This is a genomic window from Streptomyces luteogriseus, from assembly GCF_014205055.1.
GTDB classification, from domain to species: domain Bacteria; phylum Actinomycetota; class Actinomycetes; order Streptomycetales; family Streptomycetaceae; genus Streptomyces; species Streptomyces luteogriseus.
Window position 1 is genome coordinate 7,236,129 of sequence record NZ_JACHMS010000001.1, and the last position, 18,386, is coordinate 7,254,514.

At 74.0% G+C, this 18,386-nt stretch carries 14 protein-coding genes and 2 pseudogenes; 9 read left to right on the forward strand and 7 right to left on the reverse strand.

Features of this window, described 5'->3' with window-relative positions; translation table 11 throughout:
* Positions 1-46: 46 nt before the first annotated feature.
* Positions 47-241 (reverse strand): hypothetical protein, encoded by a 195-nt coding sequence (locus BJ965_RS32320; protein WP_030843336.1) that lies wholly within the window; start codon positions 239-241, stop codon positions 47-49.
* A gap of 296 nt (positions 242-537) precedes the next feature.
* Here BJ965_RS32320 and BJ965_RS32325 point away from each other — a divergent pair, with 296 nt between their 5' ends.
* The 5 genes and pseudogenes from BJ965_RS32325 to BJ965_RS32345 all read left to right on the forward strand — a co-directional run.
* Positions 538-930, forward strand: coding sequence for an ankyrin repeat domain-containing protein (locus BJ965_RS32325; RefSeq protein WP_062925708.1), 393 nt, complete (start codon positions 538-540; stop codon positions 928-930).
* Positions 931-1,230: 300 nt separating this feature from the next.
* A complete protein-coding gene (locus BJ965_RS32330) occupies positions 1,231-2,649 on the forward strand; it encodes a hypothetical protein (RefSeq protein ID WP_030843339.1) in 1,419 nt (472 codons plus the stop codon).
* Between the two features lie 187 nt (positions 2,650-2,836).
* Entirely contained in the window at positions 2,837-3,964 is a 1,128-nt protein-coding gene (locus tag BJ965_RS32335) for a glycosyltransferase family 4 protein (protein ID WP_184913676.1), read from the forward strand.
* Positions 3,961-5,154 carry a glycosyltransferase gene (locus BJ965_RS32340; protein ID WP_184913678.1) on the forward strand — a complete coding sequence of 398 codons (1,194 nt, stop codon included), beginning with the start codon at positions 3,961-3,963 and terminating at the stop codon, positions 5,152-5,154. Before BJ965_RS32335 ends, BJ965_RS32340 begins: the two co-directional genes overlap by 4 nt.
* 42 nt (positions 5,155-5,196) lie before the next feature.
* Positions 5,197-5,406, forward strand: a pseudogene (locus tag BJ965_RS32345) (GDSL-type esterase/lipase family protein); the annotation flags it as partial.
* 90 nt (positions 5,407-5,496) lie between these two features.
* Here the strand turns inward: BJ965_RS32345 and BJ965_RS32350 are convergent.
* From BJ965_RS32350 to BJ965_RS32370, 5 genes are read right to left on the reverse strand one after another with little or no spacing between them, the layout of a single operon-like run.
* Positions 5,497-6,366: a 5-oxoprolinase subunit C family protein gene (locus tag BJ965_RS32350; protein ID WP_184913680.1), complete on the reverse strand. Its 870-nt coding sequence runs from the start codon at positions 6,364-6,366 to the stop codon at positions 5,497-5,499.
* Positions 6,363-6,980, reverse strand: coding sequence for a 5-oxoprolinase subunit B family protein (locus tag BJ965_RS32355; protein WP_184913683.1), 618 nt, complete (start codon positions 6,978-6,980; stop codon positions 6,363-6,365). The genes BJ965_RS32350 and BJ965_RS32355 overlap by 4 nt, the downstream gene beginning before the upstream one ends.
* Positions 6,977-7,735, reverse strand: a complete 759-nt coding sequence (locus BJ965_RS32360) for a LamB/YcsF family protein (protein ID WP_184913684.1) — start codon at positions 7,733-7,735, stop codon at positions 6,977-6,979. Before BJ965_RS32360 ends, BJ965_RS32355 begins: the two co-directional genes overlap by 4 nt.
* A gap of 15 nt (positions 7,736-7,750) precedes the next feature.
* The gene (locus tag BJ965_RS32365; protein ID WP_184913686.1) at positions 7,751-8,584 is read right to left on the reverse strand and encodes a putative hydro-lyase; all 834 of its coding nucleotides are present in this window, start codon (positions 8,582-8,584) and stop codon (positions 7,751-7,753) included.
* Complete coding sequence (locus BJ965_RS32370; protein ID WP_184913688.1) at positions 8,581-9,882, reverse strand: MFS transporter; 1,302 nt, start codon at positions 9,880-9,882, stop codon at positions 8,581-8,583. Before BJ965_RS32370 ends, BJ965_RS32365 begins: the two co-directional genes overlap by 4 nt.
* A 198-nt stretch (positions 9,883-10,080) precedes the next feature.
* Here BJ965_RS32370 and BJ965_RS32375 point away from each other — a divergent pair, with 198 nt between their 5' ends.
* The 4 genes from BJ965_RS32375 to BJ965_RS32390 all read left to right on the forward strand — a co-directional run bounded on the left by BJ965_RS32375 (position 10,081) and on the right by BJ965_RS32390 (position 18,054).
* Positions 10,081-10,776 (forward strand): GntR family transcriptional regulator, encoded by a 696-nt coding sequence (locus BJ965_RS32375; protein ID WP_184913690.1) that lies wholly within the window; start codon positions 10,081-10,083, stop codon positions 10,774-10,776.
* Positions 10,777-10,947: 171 nt separating this feature from the next.
* Entirely contained in the window at positions 10,948-12,474 is a 1,527-nt protein-coding gene (locus BJ965_RS32380) for a hypothetical protein (protein ID WP_184913693.1), read from the forward strand.
* A gap of 31 nt (positions 12,475-12,505) precedes the next feature.
* Complete coding sequence (locus tag BJ965_RS32385) at positions 12,506-13,387, forward strand: hypothetical protein (RefSeq protein WP_184913695.1); 882 nt, start codon at positions 12,506-12,508, stop codon at positions 13,385-13,387.
* A gap of 35 nt (positions 13,388-13,422) precedes the next feature.
* Positions 13,423-18,054: a hypothetical protein gene (locus tag BJ965_RS32390; RefSeq protein ID WP_184913697.1), complete on the forward strand. Its 4,632-nt coding sequence runs from the start codon at positions 13,423-13,425 to the stop codon at positions 18,052-18,054.
* Here the strand turns inward: BJ965_RS32390 and BJ965_RS32395 are convergent.
* Positions 18,049-18,375 (reverse strand): annotated as a pseudogene (locus tag BJ965_RS32395) (GMC oxidoreductase); the annotation flags it as partial. The gene BJ965_RS32390 and the pseudogene BJ965_RS32395 sit on opposite strands and share 6 nt — an antisense overlap.
* Positions 18,376-18,386: the final 11 nt, after the last annotated feature.

An 18,386-nucleotide genomic window follows, 5' to 3' on the forward strand; every position in this document is an offset into this window, starting at 1 on the left:
CTCCAGGGAGTGCGTACGGGCGGGATGCGTACGGGGAACGAGGTCGTCAGAACTTGATTCCGCCGAGGAGGCTCGCGAGGCTCTCGCCGCCGGCCTTGATGCTCGGGGCGATGGCCGTACTCGCCAGATAGAAGCCGAACAGCATGGCGACCACGGCATGCGACGCCTTCAGTCCGTCCTTGCGGAAGAAGATGAAGACGACGATGCCGAGCAGGACCACGCCTGAGATGGAGAGGATCATTTGAGTTCTCCTGGTTCGCGGGGACAGTCACCATGAGTACTTCCAGGCTCACAGGATGTATCCATACGATAAAAGGTGCAACTGGGTGAAAGTCGGACGATTTCCCCCGAGTGGCGGAGTGGTCCCGGGCCCGGTGGAGCCGGGCTGTTGCGCTTGTCCGGGTCTGTGCTGATCTTTACCTCGGGCACATCGGGTCATGTGCCGCGCGAGCCAGTACCCTGGCGATTCACTCGTACGGCTGCGCCCTTCGCAGGCGTACACCGAAGACGATGCGTAGTGGAGAGGCGGTCCGCCCGATGACCGAAGTCCCCGACCCCGAGGTCGTGGAGCTGGCGACCAAGATCTTCGATCTGGCCCGGCGGGGACAGACCGAGGCGCTCGTGGCGTACGTCGACGCGGGTGTCCCGGCCAACCTCACCAACGACCGGGGCGACTCGCTCGTGATGCTCGCCGCCTACCACGGCCACTCCGACGCGGTGCGCGCGCTGCTCGAGCGCGGCGCCGAGGCCGACCGGATCAACGACCGGGGCCAGACCCCGCTCGCCGGAGCGGTCTTCAAGGGCGAATCGGACGTGATCAAGGCCCTCCTCGAAGGCGGCGCCGACCCGTCCGCCGGCACGCCCTCGGCGGTCGACACCGCCCGGATGTTCGGCCGGACGGAATTGCTCGAACTGTTCGGCGAGCACTGAACCGACAGGTCTGACCAGCAAAGACACGGAAAACGGGGGAGGCGGTACAGGGCCGCCGAAATTTCGGTCGCGGCAGACGAGAGTGCCGAGTCATCATGACGACGTGGTTCACGGACGTGATGGTTGGGCAGGTGTTGCCGCACCGCGCGGGCCGTGACGCGGTCCGCAGGGGCCACCGACGAGAGGCAGAGGAAGATGGTCTACAGCAAGCAGGAAACGGCGGGCACTCCGACGTGTTGTCGCGCGGCCAGGTAGTACACGTCCCCGGTTGCGTCGACGCTTGATGTGAGGCTGTTTCCCATGTTCGATCCGGTCATAGCGCCCAGCGGTACGCTGCTCGGCCTGCTCCAGCGGGGCCGCGGCGACGGCACGCTGCACGCGCTCACCGCCCCGCGCCCCGAGGCGCTGGCGGCGCTGAACCACTGTGTGCTGCGCGATCCCCGCCACGACTGGCAGGTGGAGAACCGCTCCCTCTACTACGCCCGCCTCTTCCTCGACCTCAACGGCGAACTGGACGAGGTCGAGGCCCATCTCTTCTGCGCCGAGGACGTCCTCGACGGCGACGAGTCACGCACCGGGCTCGCCCTCGCCGTCCTCGGGCACCTCGCCTCCTACGGCAGACGGGACGCGCTCGAACTGCTGCGCAGGTACGCCGCCCACGGCTCCAACTGGGCCTGGGCCCTCGACGAACTGGCCCTCCGGGACGACGACGCGGGCCTGCGCGCCCTCGCCGCACCCGTCCTCGCCCGGTTTCCGGCCGACCCGGAGGGTGATGCCGAGCTGGCCGCCACCGTCCGGGACGCCTTCGAGCCCCGGCCCTGGCGGCTGTGGGCCGAGGATCCGCGCGAATCCGTCGCCGCACGCGTGCGTGCAGCCCACGAGACGGGCTGTTTCGACCGCTGGCAGCGGCAGATGCGACCGTCCGGCCCCCGCCCGGGGTGGAGCGTGCAAGCCGTCTTCGAATGGGCCCAGCAGGGCATCGAGCGGGGCGCCGCCCTCCATGTGCCGGCCGCCCGCTGTCTCACCGCCGTGGCGGGCCCCGAGGACCGGGCCGAGATCGTCCGGGCGGCGCGGGACGGCATCGACGGAGCCCGGTGCACGGCCCTCAGGTACCTCGCCGACGGCAATGATCCCGAGGCCCTCGATCTCATCGAGGGCGCCGTGGCCACCGGCTCGACGCTCGTCGTGGACGCCGCCGTCGACGCCTTCGAACGGATGCGTTCGGCGGCCGCGGTGGACCGGGCGCGCGGCTGGGCCCGGCGGCCCGACGCGCTGGGCGCCGCCGCCGGGCGCGTCCTCGCCTGCCGGGGCGGAGTCCAGGACCGTGACCTGGTCCTCGCCGCGGTGCGGGAGGCCGTACGGGGGGAGGGCCCCGACGCGCCGACCCTGTGGACCCTCGTGGACGGCACCGGACGGCTCGGCATCGCCTGCGCGGCTCCCGTGCTCCGCCACGTCTACCGCGAGACCGCCTCATCCCATCTGCGCGGCCGGGCCGCCCGGGCCCTCGCCGCCACCGACCCCTCCTTCGCGACCGGCTTCGCCGTCGAATGCCTGTGGGACTGCGAGGAGACCACCCGGGAGATCGCCGCCCGGCACGCCGAGACGGGAGACGCCCGCGTCGTCGAGCGCCTGCGCCGCCTCGCCGCCGACCCGGCCGAGGAGGCCGAGGTGCAGACGGCCGTACGCAGCCGCATCGGTCCCGAGGAGACCGCTGTGTGACCCCCCTCCCGGACGGGACGCCGGGGCGCGTTCGCGCCGTCCGGGTGAACGCGGGACGACCAGCGGGTCAGGAGGCCATGGACACCGCCTGACCTGCGCGGGTGCGCCTCAGAACGCTCATGGGACGTTCCTCGTCCGTAAAGATCCACGTTGACGCGGCCACGTCCGGCACGGCGACAACACCGGTATGCGTGTCGTCATCGTGACCGAATCCTTTCCCCCCGACGTGAACGGCGTGGCCCACTGCGCGCTCCAGACCGCCCGGCACCTCGTCGATCGCGGTCACGCCCCCGTCGTCGTCGCACCGGCTCCCGCGCCCGGGCACAGGCCCGACGGCTCTGCGCCGTGCCCCGTCGTCCACGTCCCCTCCCTCCCGCTCCCCGGCTACCCCCAGGTTCGCGTCGCCCTCCCCAGCCGCCGTCTGGCCGCCACCCTGGTCGAGCACCGTGCCGAGGTGGTCCACCTCGCCAGCCCCTTCGTCCTCGGCGTACGGGGCATGGCCGCGGCCGCCCGTCTCGGCATCCCCGCCGTCGCCGTCTACCAGACCGACCTGGCCGGCTACGCCCGCACCTACATGGGCGCCGGGGAGGCCGCCGCCTGGCGGCGCATCCGCTCCGTGCACGGCGCCGCCGACCTCACTCTCGCCCCGTCCAGCGCCGCCCTGCACGATCTGGAGACCCACGGAGTGCCCCGGGTCGAGCTGTGGCCGCGCGGCGTGGACACCGAGCGCTTCCGGCCCGACCGGCGCGACGAGGCCCTGCGCCGCGAACTCGCCCCGAACGGCGAGCTGATCGTCGGCTACGTCGGCCGGCTCGCCCCCGAGAAGCAGGTCGAACTCCTCGCCGGTGTCTGCGGCCTGGAGGGCGTCCGGGTCGTGATCGTCGGCGACGGCCCCAGCCGACCCGGCCTGGAACAGGCGCTGCCCGGCGCCGTCTTCCTCGGCCGGCGCACCGGTGACGACCTCGCCCGGGTCTTCGCCTCGTTCGACGTCTTCGCGCACACGGGCCCCTTCGAGACCTTCTGCCAGACGGTCCAGGAGGCGATGGCCAGCGGCCTGCCGGTGGTGGCGCCCGCCGCGGGCGGACCGCTGGACCTGGTCGCCCACGAGCGCACCGGGCTGCTCGTGCCGCCGCGCGACGCGACCGCGGTCCGGGACGCGGTGCGGTCCCTGGCCGTCGATCCCGGGCGGCGAGCCGCCTTCGGTGCCGCCGGACGCGGCACGGTCGAGGGCCGCACCTGGGCGGCCGTCGGCGACCGGCTGATCGGGCACTACACCGAGGTGCTCGCCGGGCGCCGGACGGCGGTGGCGGCATGAGCGACTCCCGCCCCGGCAGCGGCCGTCAGGCGCTGCGGATCGTCCGGCTCGCCAACTTCGTCGCCCCCTCGTCCGGCGGACTGCGCACCGCGCTGCGCGAGCTGGGCAAGGGCTTCAAGGCGGCGGGACACGAACCCGTCCTCGTGATCCCCGGGGAGCGCAGGAGCGACCGCGAGACCGAGCAGGGGAGGGTGATCACCCTCCCCGGACCGCTGCTGCCCGGCACCGGCGGCTATCGCGTCCTCGCCGACAAGCGCCGGGTGGCGCGGCTCCTGGAGGAGCTCGCACCGGACCGGCTGGAGGTGTCCGACCGCACGACCCTGAGGTGGACCGGCAGGTGGGCACGGCGCGCCCGGGTCCCGTCCGTGATGGTCTCCCACGAGACGGCCGACGGAGTGCTGCGCACCTGGGGCGTGCCCGAGACAGCCGCCCGGCGCGCCGCCGACGCCCTCAACGTCCGTACGGCCCACAGCTACTCGCGCGTGGTGTGCACCACCGAGTTCGCCGAGCGGGAGTTCGTGCGGATCGGGGCCCGCAACGTCGTCCGGGCGCCGCTCGGCGTCGACCTGGCGCAGCGGCACCCGGCGCTGCGCGATCCGCGGGTACGGGCCCGGCACGCGCGCGAGGACGAGACGCTGCTCGTGATGTGCTCCCGGCTGTCCGTGGAGAAGCGGCCCGGCACGGCGCTGGACGCCCTGGAGGCGCTGCGGCGGCGCGGACGGCGGGCCGTGCTGGTGGTGGCCGGGGACGGCCCGCTGCGCTCCCGGCTCGAACAGCGGACGCGCGAGAGCGGCCTGCCGGTCACCTTCCTCGGGCACGTCTCCGACCGCGGGCTGCTCGGCGCGCTCCAGGCCTCCGCCGACATGGCCCTGGCGCCGGGGCCCGCCGAGACCTTCGGACTCGCCGCGCTGGAGTCCATGGCCTGCGGCACGCCCGTGGTGGCCAGCGCCTCGTCCGCACTGTCGGAGGTGATCGGCTCCGCCGGAGCCGTCGCCGCGGACCACGGGGAGGCCTTCGCGGACGCCGTGGACCAGCTGCTGGAACGCCTGGAGGCGGACCGGCGCGAGGCGGCACGCGCGCGTGCGGAATGCTTCGGCTGGGACGCGGCGGTCGACGCGTTTCTCGCCGCGCACGACGCGGCCGTACCCGTGCGTCCGGTCCGGCCGTTCGTGCCCGGGGGCGTGGCATGAGACCCCCGCGGCCCGAGGGGCCCGGGCGGGTCCGGCGGGCCCCTGCGGTTCGTGGCCCTCGGGGACTCGCTCACCGAGGGCGTGGGGACCCCGCCGGGGACGGGTGTGGCGCGGCTGGGCCGCGTTGCTCGCCGACGGGCTCGCCGAGGAGCCGGCCGGGTTCACCAATCTCGCGGTGAGCGGCTCACAGACCGGGAAGTGCTGGAACGGCGGCTGCCCACCGCGCTGGACCCGAAGCCCCACCTCGTGTCCGAGCGCCCGGCTCGACCTGAGGGCCTCGGCCGCGGTGTCCGCCGCCCTGTCGGCGACGCCGACCGGTCAGCGGTGACCGGTCCGAACGGTTCAGCGGCGTCGTACCGCCACGAAGCGGACCGGTGTGCCGGGGACCGCCTGCGCTGCGGCCGGGAGGTCGGCGGCGCGGACCACGGCGATCACCGGGTAGCCCCCGGTGGTCGGATGGTCGGCCAGGAACACCACCGGCCTGCCGTCCGGCGGGACCTGCACGGCACCCAGCACCATGCCCTCACTGGCGAGTTCGCCCGGCCGGGCCCGCTCCAGCGCGGGTCCCTCCGTGCGCAGCCCGATGCGGTTGCTTGCGGAGGACACCCGGTAGAAGCGGGAGAGGAAGGTGCGTACGGACTCCGGTGTGAACCAGCCGTCGCGCGGGCCGAGAGTCACCCGCAGCACCAGCTCGGCCGGTGGCGCCGGCTGCGGGGCGACGTCCACGCGCGCGTGCACGCCGGACGGCCGTCCCAGGGGCAGCACCGTGCCGACCGCGAGAGGGGCCGGACCGAGCCCCGACAGCAGATCCGTCGACCGGCTGCCGAGCACCGGCTCGACCGCGATGCCCCCGGAGACTCCCACGTAAGCGCGCAGGCCCGACACCGCGGGACCGACGTCCAGCAGCGCCCCGGCGGGAACGCGCACCGGCGCGCCCCAGGCGACGGGACGTCCGTCCACCGTGACCCGGCAGGGCGCGCCCGCCACCGCCACCGTGACGGCCGAACGGGGGCGTACGGCACAGCCGTCGAGGGTCGTCTCCAGCACGGCCGCCGCGGGCGCATTGCCGACGAGCCGGTTGACGAGGTCCGCGGCGGTCCGGTCCAGCGCCCCGGAGCGGGGGACGCCGAGGTGGGCGTGTCCGGGGCGGCCCGCGTCCTGCACGGTGGTGAGGGCCCCGGCCCGGACGACGGCGAGGGCGCGGTCCGTCATGACCCCGCCCCGGGCACGAACCGCACGCGCGTGCCCGGCGACAGCAGCGCGGCCGGCACGCGTGCGTGGTCCCACAGCACGGCGTCCGTCGTGCCGATCAGCTGCCAGCCGCCCGGCGACGAGCGCGGGTACACGCCCGTGTACGGGCCCGCCAGGGCGACCGACCCCGCCGGGACGGCCGTGCGCGGAGTGGCCCGGCGCGGGACGTCGTAGCGCGGTGGCAGGCCGGTGAGGTAGCCGAAGCCGGGTGCGAAGCCGCAGAAGGCGACCCGGAACTCGGTGGCACCGTGGATGCGGGCGACCTCCCTCTCCGGCACGCCCCAGTGGGCGGCGACGTCGGCCAGGTCCGGGCCGTCGTAGCGCACCGGGATCTCCACGACGTCACGCGCGCGTGGGGGAGCGGGCGGCAGGTCGGCTGCGGTCAGTTCGGCGGCCAGCCGCGCGGGGGAGTCGAGGCCGTCGAGGAGGACCGTGCGTGCCGCGGGCACGATCTCACGGGCCGAGAGGGAGCCCTCCGCGCGGCGTCGCAGCAGCTCCGCGTGCAGCGCTTGCGCTTCGTCTCCCGAGGACACCTCGACGAGCAGGGCGTCCTCGCCGACGGGCAGCACCTTCATGCGAAGGCCTCCACCCGGACCCCGGAGGCCGCCAGGCGCTCGCGCACCCGGCGGGCCAGGTCCACCGCGCCCGGGGTGTCGCCGTGCAGGCACAGGGACCGCGCGCGCACCTCGATGCGCGTCCCCGTGTGGGAGACGACCTCACCGGAACGGGCCAGGCCCAGCGAGCGCTCCACGACGGCGTCGGGGTCGGTGACCACGGCGCCCTCCAGGGTGCGCGGCACCAGGGTGCCCGCGTCGGTGTACGCCCGGTCCGCGAACGCCTCGGCGACGACCGGCAGTCCGGCCTTCCCGGCCAGCTCCAGCAGGCGTGAGCCGGGCAGTCCGAGGACGGGCAGCGCGGCGTCCGCGAGGAGCACGCCGTCGACGACCGCGGCGGCCTGCTCCTCGTCGTGCACCACCCGGTTGTAGAGCGCGCCGTGCGGTTTGACGTAGGCGACGCGGGCGCCGGCCGCCCGGGCGAAGACCTCCAGGGCGCCGATCTGGTAGGCGACTTCGGCCGCCAGCTCGGCGGGCGGCACGTCCATCGCGCGCCGCCCGAACCCGGCCAGGTCCCGGTAGGACACCTGGGCGCCGATCCGGACGCCGCGCTCGGCCGCCAGCTCGCACACCCGGCGCATCGTGACCGCGTCCCCGGCGTGGAAGCCGCATGCCACGTTGGCGCTGGTGACGACGGACAGCAGCCGTTCGTCGTCGGTGAGCCGCCAGCGGCCGAAGCCCTCGCCGAGGTCGGCGTTCAGGTCGATCGAGGTCATGTGCCGTGTCTCCTGTCAGGCCACGCGGTACTGCTCGTCGCGGGCGTCGGTGAGGAACATCTGCCCCGGGGCGTGCGTGAGGGCGAACGGCGGACGCGAGGCCATCACGGCCGCCTGCGGGGTCACTCCGCAGGCCCAGAACACCGGTATGTCGTCCGGCTCGGCGTCCACCGGGTCCCCGAAGTCGGGGCTGCCGAGGTCGTCGATGCCGAGGCCCGCGGGATCGCCGCAGTGCACCGGGCTGCCGTGCACCGCCGGCATGAGGCTGCTCTCCCGGATCGCCGCCGCCAGCTGCCGGGGCGGCACCGGCCGCATGGACACCACGAGGGGCCCGTGCAGCCGCCCCGCCGGACGGCACTGCCGACTGGTCACGTACATCGGGACGTTGCGGCCCTGCTCGACGTGGCGGATCGGGACGCCCGCCTCGCCCAGCGCCCACTCGAAGGTGAAGCTGCACCCGATGAGGAACGACACCAGGTCGTTGCGCCAGTGGGCGCGCACGTCCGTCGGCTCGTCCACCAGCTCGCCGTCCCGCCACACCCGGTAGCGCGGCAGGTCGGTGCGCAGGTCCGCGCCCTCGGCCAGCACGGTCGTCCAGGAGCCGGCGTCCGTGACGTCGAGGACCGGGCAGGGCTTGGGATTGCGCTGGCAGAACAGCAGCATGTCGTAGGCCCAGTCGGCGGGCACCGAGATCAGGTTGACCTGGGTGTGGCCCGCCGCGACTCCGGCCGTCGGACCCGTCAGACCCTCCCGGAAGCGGGAGCGGGCCGTTCCGGGGCTCCACGCGCGTGCGTCCTCGTCGACGAGGACCACCGGACGGTCCTCGGTGCCGGTGCCCGTGTTGTTCACGTGAGTTCCTTCCCGCGCGTCTCCGGCAGCCCGAGCAGGGCCAGGGCCGCGATGCCGTAGCCGATCGCGCCGAAGACCAGGGCGCCGCCGACGCCCCAGCTGTCGGCCAGGAACCCGACCATCGTCGGGAACACGGCGCCCACCGCGCGGCCGGTGTTGTACGTGAAGCCCTGCCCCGTCCCGCGCACCGCCGTCGGGTACAGCTCGCTCAGGTAGGACCCGAAGCCGCTGAAGATCGCCGACATGCAGAACCCGAGCGGGAAACCGAGCATCAGGAGCAGGGTGTTGGCGCCGCTCGGGATGTTCGCGTACGCCAGGATGCAGAGCGCCGACAGCAGGGCGAAGAGCCAGATGTTGCGCCGCCGGCCCAGCTTGTCGGTGAGGTAGCCGCCGGTCAGGTAGCCGATGAAGGCGCCCGATATGAGGAACGTCAGATAGCCGCCGGTGCCGACGACCGACAGGTCACGCTCGGACTTCAGATACGTCGGCACCCAGGTGGCCAGCGTGTAGTAGCCGCCCTGGACACCGGTGGAGAGCAGTCCCGCGAAGAGGGTGATCCGCAGCAGGCCCGGCTTGAAGATCGCCGTGAACGAGCCCTTCTCCGCGCTCTGTTCACGCGCCGCGGCCGCCTCGGGGGCGTCGTGCACACTGCGCCGCAGCCAGATGACGAGCAGCGCGGGCAGCGCCCCGGTCCAGAACATGATGCGCCAGGCCAGGTCGTCGCCGGCCACCGAGAAGACCAGGGTGTAGACGATCACGGCGAGGCCCCAGCCCACGGCCCAGGAGCTCTGGATCGCGCCGAGCGTGCGGCCCCGGTGCTTGGCGCTCGCGTACTCGGCGACCAGAATCGCGCCGACCGCCCACTCGCCGCCGAAACCGAGGCCCTGGAGGGCGCGGAAGACCAGCAGGGTCTCGTAGTTGGGCGCGAAACCGCAGGCGACGGTGAACACCGCGTAGGTGATCACCGTGACCATCAGGGCCCGCACCCGGCCGACGCGGTCCGCCAGTACGCCCGCTAGGGCGCCGCCGACGGCGGAGACCACCAGCGTGACCGTGGTGAAGAGACCGGTCTGGCCGCTGTTCAGGCCGAAGTAGGCGGACAGCGCGACCATGCTCAGCGGCAGCGTGAAGTAGTCGTACGAGTCCAGGGCATAGCCGCCGAAGGCGCCGGTGAAGGCGCGTCGGCCGCGCGGGCCAAGGGCGCGCAGCCAGCCGAACGCCCCGTCGTCCGAGGTGGGTTCGGTGGTCGCGGGGCGTGGGTCGTCGATCTGGGCCTGCGGTGGAGGGGTCGTGCTCATGGGCACCTCGCAGAGGGAGGACGGAGGGTGCTTCGGGGTGAGCCGTGCCGTACGGAGGCGGTCGGCGCCGCGGTGGGGAAAGCGGTGGGGAAAGCGACCCCGCCGCCGCGACGCTGTGCGTAGCACCGTAGAGGATTGTTCAACGATCCCTCAATACCCATGTTGGTTCGTTTTTGTGATCTGCGATTGAATTCCGGCATGGCAGAGCAGCTGAAGGACCTCGCCGACGACCGGGCTCTCCTGGGACGCACCAGCACCGCGGAACGGGTCTCGGACATCCTCAGGAGCCGCATCGCCGAGGGCTACTTCCCGCCCGGGACCCGCCTGTCGGAGGACAGCATCGGCGGCGCGCTCGGCGTCTCCCGCAACACCCTGCGCGAGGCGTTCCGGCTGCTCACGCACGAGCGCCTGCTCGTCCACGAGCTGAACCGGGGCGTCTTCGTCCGGGTCCTGACCGTGGAGGACGTCGAGGACATCTACCGCACCCGGCGGCTCGTCGAGTGTGCCGTCGTCCGCGGTCTCGGCGAGCCGCCGTACGGCCTGGACGGGCTCGCCGGGGCGGTCGAGGAGGGGCGGACCGCGGCCCGGGAAGGTGACTGGAAAGCGGTGGGAACCGCGAACATCCACTTCCACCGGGAACTGGTCGCCCTCGCCGCGAGCGAGCGCACCGCCGAGCTGATGCGGAGCGTCTTCGCCGAACTGCGGCTGGCCTTCCATGTGGTGGACGAGCCGCAGCGGCTGCACGAGCCGTACATCGCACGAAATGTCGCGATTCTCGCGGCTCTTCAGGGCGGGGACCGTGAGGAGGCCGAGCGCCTGCTCGCCGGGTACCTCGACGACTCGCTGGAACGCGTGGTCGAGGTGTACCGGCGGCGGGTCGGCGAGGACGGCTGAGGGCGGCGTTCAGGGGGTCGGCGAGGGCGGCTGAGGGCGGTGTTCAGGGAGTTGGCGGGGGCGGCTGAGGGCGGCGGCCGAGGGATGGGCGGGGGCGGCTGAGGGCTGCGGTCCGGGGGGCGTACCGCGTCGTTTGGGTTGTTGTCAGACCCAGGACCTAGTCTGTGCACCGTGACTTCGCCTGCATCGACGGACAGCGTTCCGCCCCAGCTCAGCGCGGGGCCGCGCCCCGCCCCGGGGCCGGCCGCCGACGAGGGCCTGGCGCGGCGCCTGCGCGCGCTCGCCTGCACCGCGCCGTTGCACGACCTGGACGTGCGCAAGGCCAACCTGGCCGGCGAGTACTCGGTGTACGGCATGGCGGAGGTCGCCCTCGCGGCCATCGACCTGGTCACCCTCAACATGGACTTCGACACGGGCGCGGACCACGACCAGATCGTGGCCCGGCTCATCCCGCGCATCGCCGCCCAGGCCCCGCAGCGGCCCGCCGCCGAGCACGAGCGGGTGGCCCGCTGGGTCCTGGAGAACCTGATCAACGTCGGCAGCGTCGACCGCGGCTTCCGCGCGGTGTACGGCACGTTCGGCGCGGACGGCACCTATGTGCGCCGCGACTACGACTTCAAGCTGATCGAGGAGGTCCCGGGCCCCGGCGGCACGGTCTACCTCCGTACGACGGACGAGGCGGTCAACGTCCTCGTCGGCGCCCTCGACACGGACGTCACCAGCGCACAGATCGCCGCCGAGGTCAAGCTCGAGGTGCTGATCAGCCGCGGTCGGCTCGCCGACGCCCAGCTCGCGGCCGAACAGGCCCGCTACCGCACCGTGCAGTACTCCGAGACCCTGCGCCGCGCCCTGGACGCCACCCGGCGCAACGTGCGCGCGGTGGACTGGCTCTCCGCCGTGCCCGACATGATCGCCGAGGCGCTGGAGCACGTCGCCGACCGCTACCGCCACGAGAACGCGATCCTCACCAACATCCGCAAGGCACGGGACGAGTCCGAGGACCCGGAGCAGAAGCGCCGCGCCGCCGAGCTCGTCGACATCGTCAAGGACTGCATCCGCCGGCACACACAGTTGCAGTCCCGGCTGCTGGAGGCCGGACCGCTGTTCCGCGCCGAGCAGGACCGGCAGGCCTTCGCCACGCCGATGACCACGTCCGGGCTGGACCTCTACGGGCATCTCGTCTCGCCCGTCCTCCCGCTGCCGCTGGAGCAGGCCGTCCGCGTCACCGACGCCTTCTTCGGCCGCGGCACCGGGCTGCGCACACCGGTGTCCGTCCGGGTCGGCGACCTGGTCGACATACTGCTGACGCCGCCGGTGGAACGGGAGCACCTGGGTGCGGAGATGCCCGAGCCGGACCTGATCGCCACGCCGGACGACAGCCGGTTCAGCGAGGAGCAGATGGCGGCGGCGCAGGAACTCCTCGACCTGCCGGCGGACGCGCCGCGCCGGTTGTCGGGGCTGCTGGCACAGGCCCGGCGGCAGGACCCCGAGCTGCCGTACCTGGTCGCCCTGCTGGCGGTGCACGCCGCCAGCCCGCCGGTCGGCACGGCCTATCGCCAGGGCGAGCAGAAGCTGCTGTTCGCCGTGGACGACGGGACCGAGCTCGACGACCCGGAGTTCGGCGGGGCGGACCTGATCGTCGGTACCGCACTGCTGGACGCGGCGGGGATGGCGGCGGACCGGACGGAAGCAGCATGAGTCAGTACGAGTGGCACAAGGAGTCCCGACCGTGAGCGAGCATGTCGAGTGGAGCGAGCCGGACGGACCGGCGACCCCGGCCGGCGCCGCCGTCACTCCCGCGGACGCCGCCGACGCGGCTCGGCTCGTGTCGTTCGGCCTGCAGCCCAAACTGCAGCCCGCCCGTGACCAGGAGTACGCGGACCTGCTGCGGCGGTACCGCGAGGACCCGGCCTTCGCGCGGCTCGCCGACGCCGTGGCGACCGGGCTCGGGCTGATCGTGCTGGAGGTGTCCCCGCGCGCGGGCATGGCCGTGACCGCCGCCGAGGACTCGGTGTTCGCCGTCCGCATGGGCGACTACGCGCGTCGTACGTCCGCCGACGGCGGCGACCGGTTCCTGCACGGGCTCGCCCACCTCGCCGTCGCCGCCATGGCGTTCCCGCGCCCCGAGGACCTCGCCGACGACGGCTACATCGGCCGCGTCTCGGTCAACGGCGTGGACGCCTTCGTGCGCCAGGCCTGCCGCCGCCTGGAGGAGCGGGCCGACGAGCAGGGCGAGAACACCGACCCGGCGACCGACGCACCCGGCCTGGAGGCCGCCTGGCGGATCTGGGTGCGGCGCAGCGCGACCGGTGCCACCAAGGACGCCCGCCGCCTGGCCGGTTCGACCACCGGCATCGTCGCCAAGGCCGTCGCCTTCCTCACCGACTCCGGATTCCTGCAGCGCACCGGCGACGACCACGGCGGCACCTACCGCACCACCGCCCGCTACCAGCTCCAGGTCCGCGACATGGCCGGCAGCGCCGCCATGGCCGAGCTGCTGGAGCTGGGCGTCGTCCCGGTCACCGACGGCACGCCGACGCTGCTGCCCGCCGAGGAGAGCGACGACCTGGAGCTGGTCGCCGACGCCGGGCTGCCGTTCCACTCCTCCTGAACTCCCCATCTCACGAAGACTTACGAGAGTCCGCCATGTACGAGCTGTCCCGGGTCCGCCTCTACTCGATCGGGCCCGCCGGTGCGCGCTACGCCGACACCGTGCTTGACCTGCGGGGGGTGGGCGAGATCGTGCCCGACCCCGCGCCCACGCAGGCGGAGTTCTTCGAGGAGGAGCCGGTCGGCCCGCCACGCCGGCCCGCCCCCGCGGGTGTGCTCTTCCTGGAGAACGGCGGCGGCAAGTCGGTGCTGCTCAAGCTGATCTTCTCCGTGATGCTGCCGGGCCACCGCAACACCCTGGGCGGCGCCAGCTCCGGCGTGCTGCGCAAGTTCCTCCTGGCCGACGACTGCGGGCACGTGGCGCTGGAGTGGCAGCACGTGCTGACCGGCGAGTGCGTCGTCGTCGGCAAGGTCAGCGAGTGGCGCGGACGGCAGGTCTCCAACGACCCGCGGAAGTTCGCCGAGGCCTGGTACTCCTTCCGGCCCGGGCCCGGACTCAGCCTGGACGGACTCCCGGTGGCGGAGTCCACCGCCGTACGGGCCCCGGTCGAGGGCCAGTCCACTGCGCGCGGGCGGCGCCGCACCATGAAGGGCTTCCGCGACGCCCTCACCGAGGCGGGCAAGACCTACCCGCACCTGGAGGTGCACTGGGAGGAGACTCACGACCGCTGGATCGAGCATCTCGGCGACCTCGGCCTCGACCCCGAACTCTTCCGCTACCAGCGCGAGATGAACGCCGACGAGGGCGAGGCAGCCGGCCTCTTCGCGGTCAAGAAGGACGCCGACTTCACCGACCTGCTGCTGCGCGCCGTCACCGACACCCGCGACACCGACGGGCTCGCCGACCTGGTCAGCGGCTTCGGCAACAAGCTGGGCCGACGCGCCGAACTGATCGCCGAACGCGACTTCACCGCCGGGTCCGTCGACCTCCTCGGGCGGATCGTCGAGGCCGCCGAGGCTCGCTCCCGCGCGCGTGACATCCATGCCGGAGCCGAGCGCCGTACCCGGACCCTGGCCCGCAGACTGTCCGCGCGCGGCGTGCAGGAGCGGATCCGGGCCGCAGACCTGGCCCAGCGGGTCACCGCCGCCGCCTACGCCGTCACGCACGCCGAGGCGGCCCGCGAGCGCAGCGCGCTGATCTCCGCCGAACTCGCCTACCGGCACGCCTCGCTCGCGCTCGCCGGGGCCGAGAAGTCAGCCGCCGCGCAGAAGCGCGAGCTCGCCGACGCCCGCACGCTGTACTCGGCGTGGCAGGCCGCCGAGGCCGTGCTGCGCCACCGCGCCGCCTCCGACCGCGTCACCCGCGTCTCCGCGGCCATCCAGGAGGCCGAGCGGGACGCCGCCCCCGCCCTGGCCGCCCGCTCCAAGGCCGCCGTCGACCTCGTGGGGGCCCTGCACGCGGCCGCGGAGAAGGCGGAGAGCCACGCCAACGAGGAGGAGGAGCGCTCCGCCGCCCTCCAGGAGGTCAGCGACGCGGCCTACCGCGACTCCACCGCGGCCGCCACCCAGGCCCAGCGCGCCCGCAGCGAGATCGGCCACCTAAAGCAGCGCCTCGCCGAGGTCGAACAGGAGACCGCCGAGGCGGTCCGGGCCGGCTGGCTCGACGACTCCGCGCCCGACGCCGACCCGGCCCGCGCGGCCCTGGCCGCCAGCGACGCCGAGAAGACCGCCGTCGCGGCCTGGGACGCCGCCCGCGAGGCGTCCCGCCGGGCCTCGGAGCACGCTCGCGAAGCCGCTTCCACCGAGAGCCGCGCCGAACTGACCGCGGCCCGCGCGGCCGACGCTGCCACGGCGGCGGAGCGGTCGTACGAGGCCGAGCGCCGCACCGCCGAGGCACTGGCGCGCGAGGAGCGGCTGGCGGAACTGCTCAGCCTGCCCCCGGAGGCCCGCCCGGGCATCCCGCAACCCCGCCACGGCACCGACAGCGGGCCCGTCGCACCCCCCGCCTCCGGCGAGGAGGGCCTCACCCCGGAGGAACTCGACCGCTTCGCCGACGACCTGCGCGACCTGCTCGACGACGCCGTCTCCTCCGCCGAGCGGCAACTGTTCGACCTGCGCACGGCCGCCGCCGACGACTCCCGCATCCTCGGCGCGCTCGGGGACGGCGGGCTGCTCCCGCCCGGCCCGGACGTGCTGGCCACCGTCGAGTTCCTCGGCGAGCACGGCATCCCCGCGCTGCCCGGCTGGCGCTACCTCGCCCAGGCCGTCGACCCGGCCGACCACGCGCGCGTGCTGGCCGCCCGGCCCGAACTCGTCGACGGCGTGATCATCACCGACCCCGACTCCCACGCACGCGCCCGGGAGGCGCTGGGAGACGCGGCCCTGCTGCCCCGTTCCGCCGTGGCGGTCGGCACCGCCGCCGCCCTGCTCGCCCCGACGCCCGCCCCGGACTCCGACAGCGGCGACGTGTTCCTCGTGCCGCCGAACCCGGCCATGCACGACGAGCACGCCGCCGACGAGGAGCGGCAGGCGCTGCGCGCCCGGGCCACCGAGCGGGACGAGGAGATCCGCACCCTCGCCGCCCGGCTCGGCAAGGACCGCGAACTGGCCGCCCGGCTCGCCTCCTGGCGCACCGGCTGCCCCGCCGGCCGGCTGACCGAACTGGCCCGGGCGGCCCACGACAGCCGCGCGTTCGCCGAGGAGTCGGAGGCCGAACTGGCCGAGGCCCGGACGGTACGGGCCGAGGCCGACGAGGTCGCCGCCGAGGCCGCTCACGTCCGGGACGAGCGGCAGGAGGCCGCCCAGAAGGCCCGCCGCTCCGCAGACGCCCTGGCCGGGCTCGCCTTCCGGCTGCGCGAACGGGCCGGCTGGCAGGCCAAACTGCGCGAACTGGCCGACGAGGCCGCCGAGTCCGAGGCGAGCGCCCAGTCCTGCCTGGAGCGGGCCCGGGCCGCGGACGAGGACCGGCGCGCCGCCCAGCGCGGCGCCGACGACACCCGCCGTACCGCCCGCGCGCTGCGCGCCGAGCGCTCCGAGATCGCGGGCGCCCCCGACGACGTACCCGAGGACGAGGACCAGGCCCCCAAGGCCTCCCTGCCGGCCCTGCGCGAGGCCTACCGGGCCGCGTCCCAGCTGTACGAGAAGGTCGGCGTGGGCGCCGACCTGCGCGCCGAGCAGGCCCGTGCCGAGAGCGACGAGAGCGCGGCCCGCGCGGAGCTGGATCGGTTGAGCAACAAGGTCCGCACCCGCGCGGAGCAGCTCCTCGAATCCCCCGACGGCTCCGACGGACCCAGCCGCCAGGCCGCCGCCGCCCGCGCCGAGGAGCTGGTGCAGCTCCTGGAGACCCGGATGTCCACCGCGAGCGAGCAGCTGGGGCGCTTCCGCGGCGAGGCCGAACGCCTCGCCCCCGCAGGCGACGGCGCGACACACACCGATCTGCCCGAGGACCTCCAGCCGCGCGACGCCGAGCACGCGCAGACCCTGTTGCGCACCGCCACGACCGAACTCGCCTCCCACACCGAGGCGCTGAACCGGGCGCGCGAGGTGCATGCCGAACTCCTCGCCGCCCACCGCGCCGCCGAGGACGCGGCGAGCGGCTTCGACGAGATCGCCGCCATGCTCCGGGACCTGCTGCGCGAACACACCACGGACGAGGAGCACGAGGAGCCCGAGCCCTACCCCGGCAGCACGGAGGAGGCCCGGCAGTCGGCTGCCGAGGCCCGCCGCTCTCTGCGTGGCTGCGCCGCCGACCTGTCCGCTGCCGAGGCCGCCGTCCGTGAGGCGAGCGACATCCTCGTCCGGCACGCCAACTCCACGCGCTACGAGCAGGTCCGCACCCCGGCTCGCCAGCAGATCCGGGAACTGCCCGCCTCCGCGCTGCCCGAGCACGCCCAGAAGTGGGCGGACGCCTTCGCGCCCCGGCTCCGCGTCCTGACCGACGAGCTGGAGCAGCTGGAGCGCAACCGCGACTCGATCGTGGACCGCCTGCGCGGCCTGGTCGAGTCGGCCCTGGCCACCCTGCGCTCCGCCCAGCGGCTCTCCCGGCTCCCGGAGGGCCTCGGCGAGTGGTCCGGGCAGGAGTTCCTCCGCATCCGCTTCGAGGAGCCCGACCAGGCCACCCTCACCGAGCGGCTCGGCGAGGTCATCGACGAGGCGACCCGTGCCGCCGTCAAGAAGAACTCCGACCTGCGGCGTGACGGCATGTCCCTGCTGCTTCGCGGTGTCGCGGCGGCGCTGGAGCCCAAGGGCGTCGCCGTCGAGATCCTCAAGCCCGACGCCGTGCTGCGCGCCGAGCGCGTCCCCGTCGGGCAGATGGGCGACGTCTTCTCCGGCGGCCAGCTCCTCACCGCCGCCATCGCGCTCTACTGCACGATGGCCGCGCTGCGGTCCAACGACCGGGGCCGCGACAAGCATCGGCACGCCGGCACGCTGTTCCTCGACAACCCCATCGGCCGCGCCAACGCCACGTACCTGCTGGAACTCCAGCGGGCGGTGTCGGACGCCCTCGGTGTGCAGCTCCTGTACACCACGGGCCTGTTCGACACCACCGCGCTGGCCGAATTCCCCCTGGTCATCCGCATGCGCAACGACGCCGACCTGAGGGCCGGCCTCAAGTACATCAGCGTCGAGGAACACCTCCGCCCGGGCCTGCCGCAGCAAGCCCAGGCGGGGGAGGCGGTCCACAGCGAGATCACGGCGACCAGGATGTACAAACGCCCCGTGTCATGAGCGTGAGGCGTCCTCCCCCAGGAGATCCGCGCGCTTCTCGCCGATCATCATGGTCGTGATGCAGGGATTGACGGTGACGAGGTCGGGCATGGCCGACCCGCAGTCCCTGCACCCCCTTGACCCGCAACCGCGCGTCCAAGGGCGCGGATGGATCGTCGTCCGCCCCCGTCTTCACGGTGCAGGACGGGTGGTGGACGGTGTTGTGCGTCTTGCGGATGCAGTCGAGCAGTTCGTCGTCCGTGCGCACCTCGGGCCCGGGCGCCAACTCGGCCCCGTCCAGCCGCCCAACGCGGGCTGCCCGGCGATCCGCCGGGCCAGCTTCGCTACGAGCG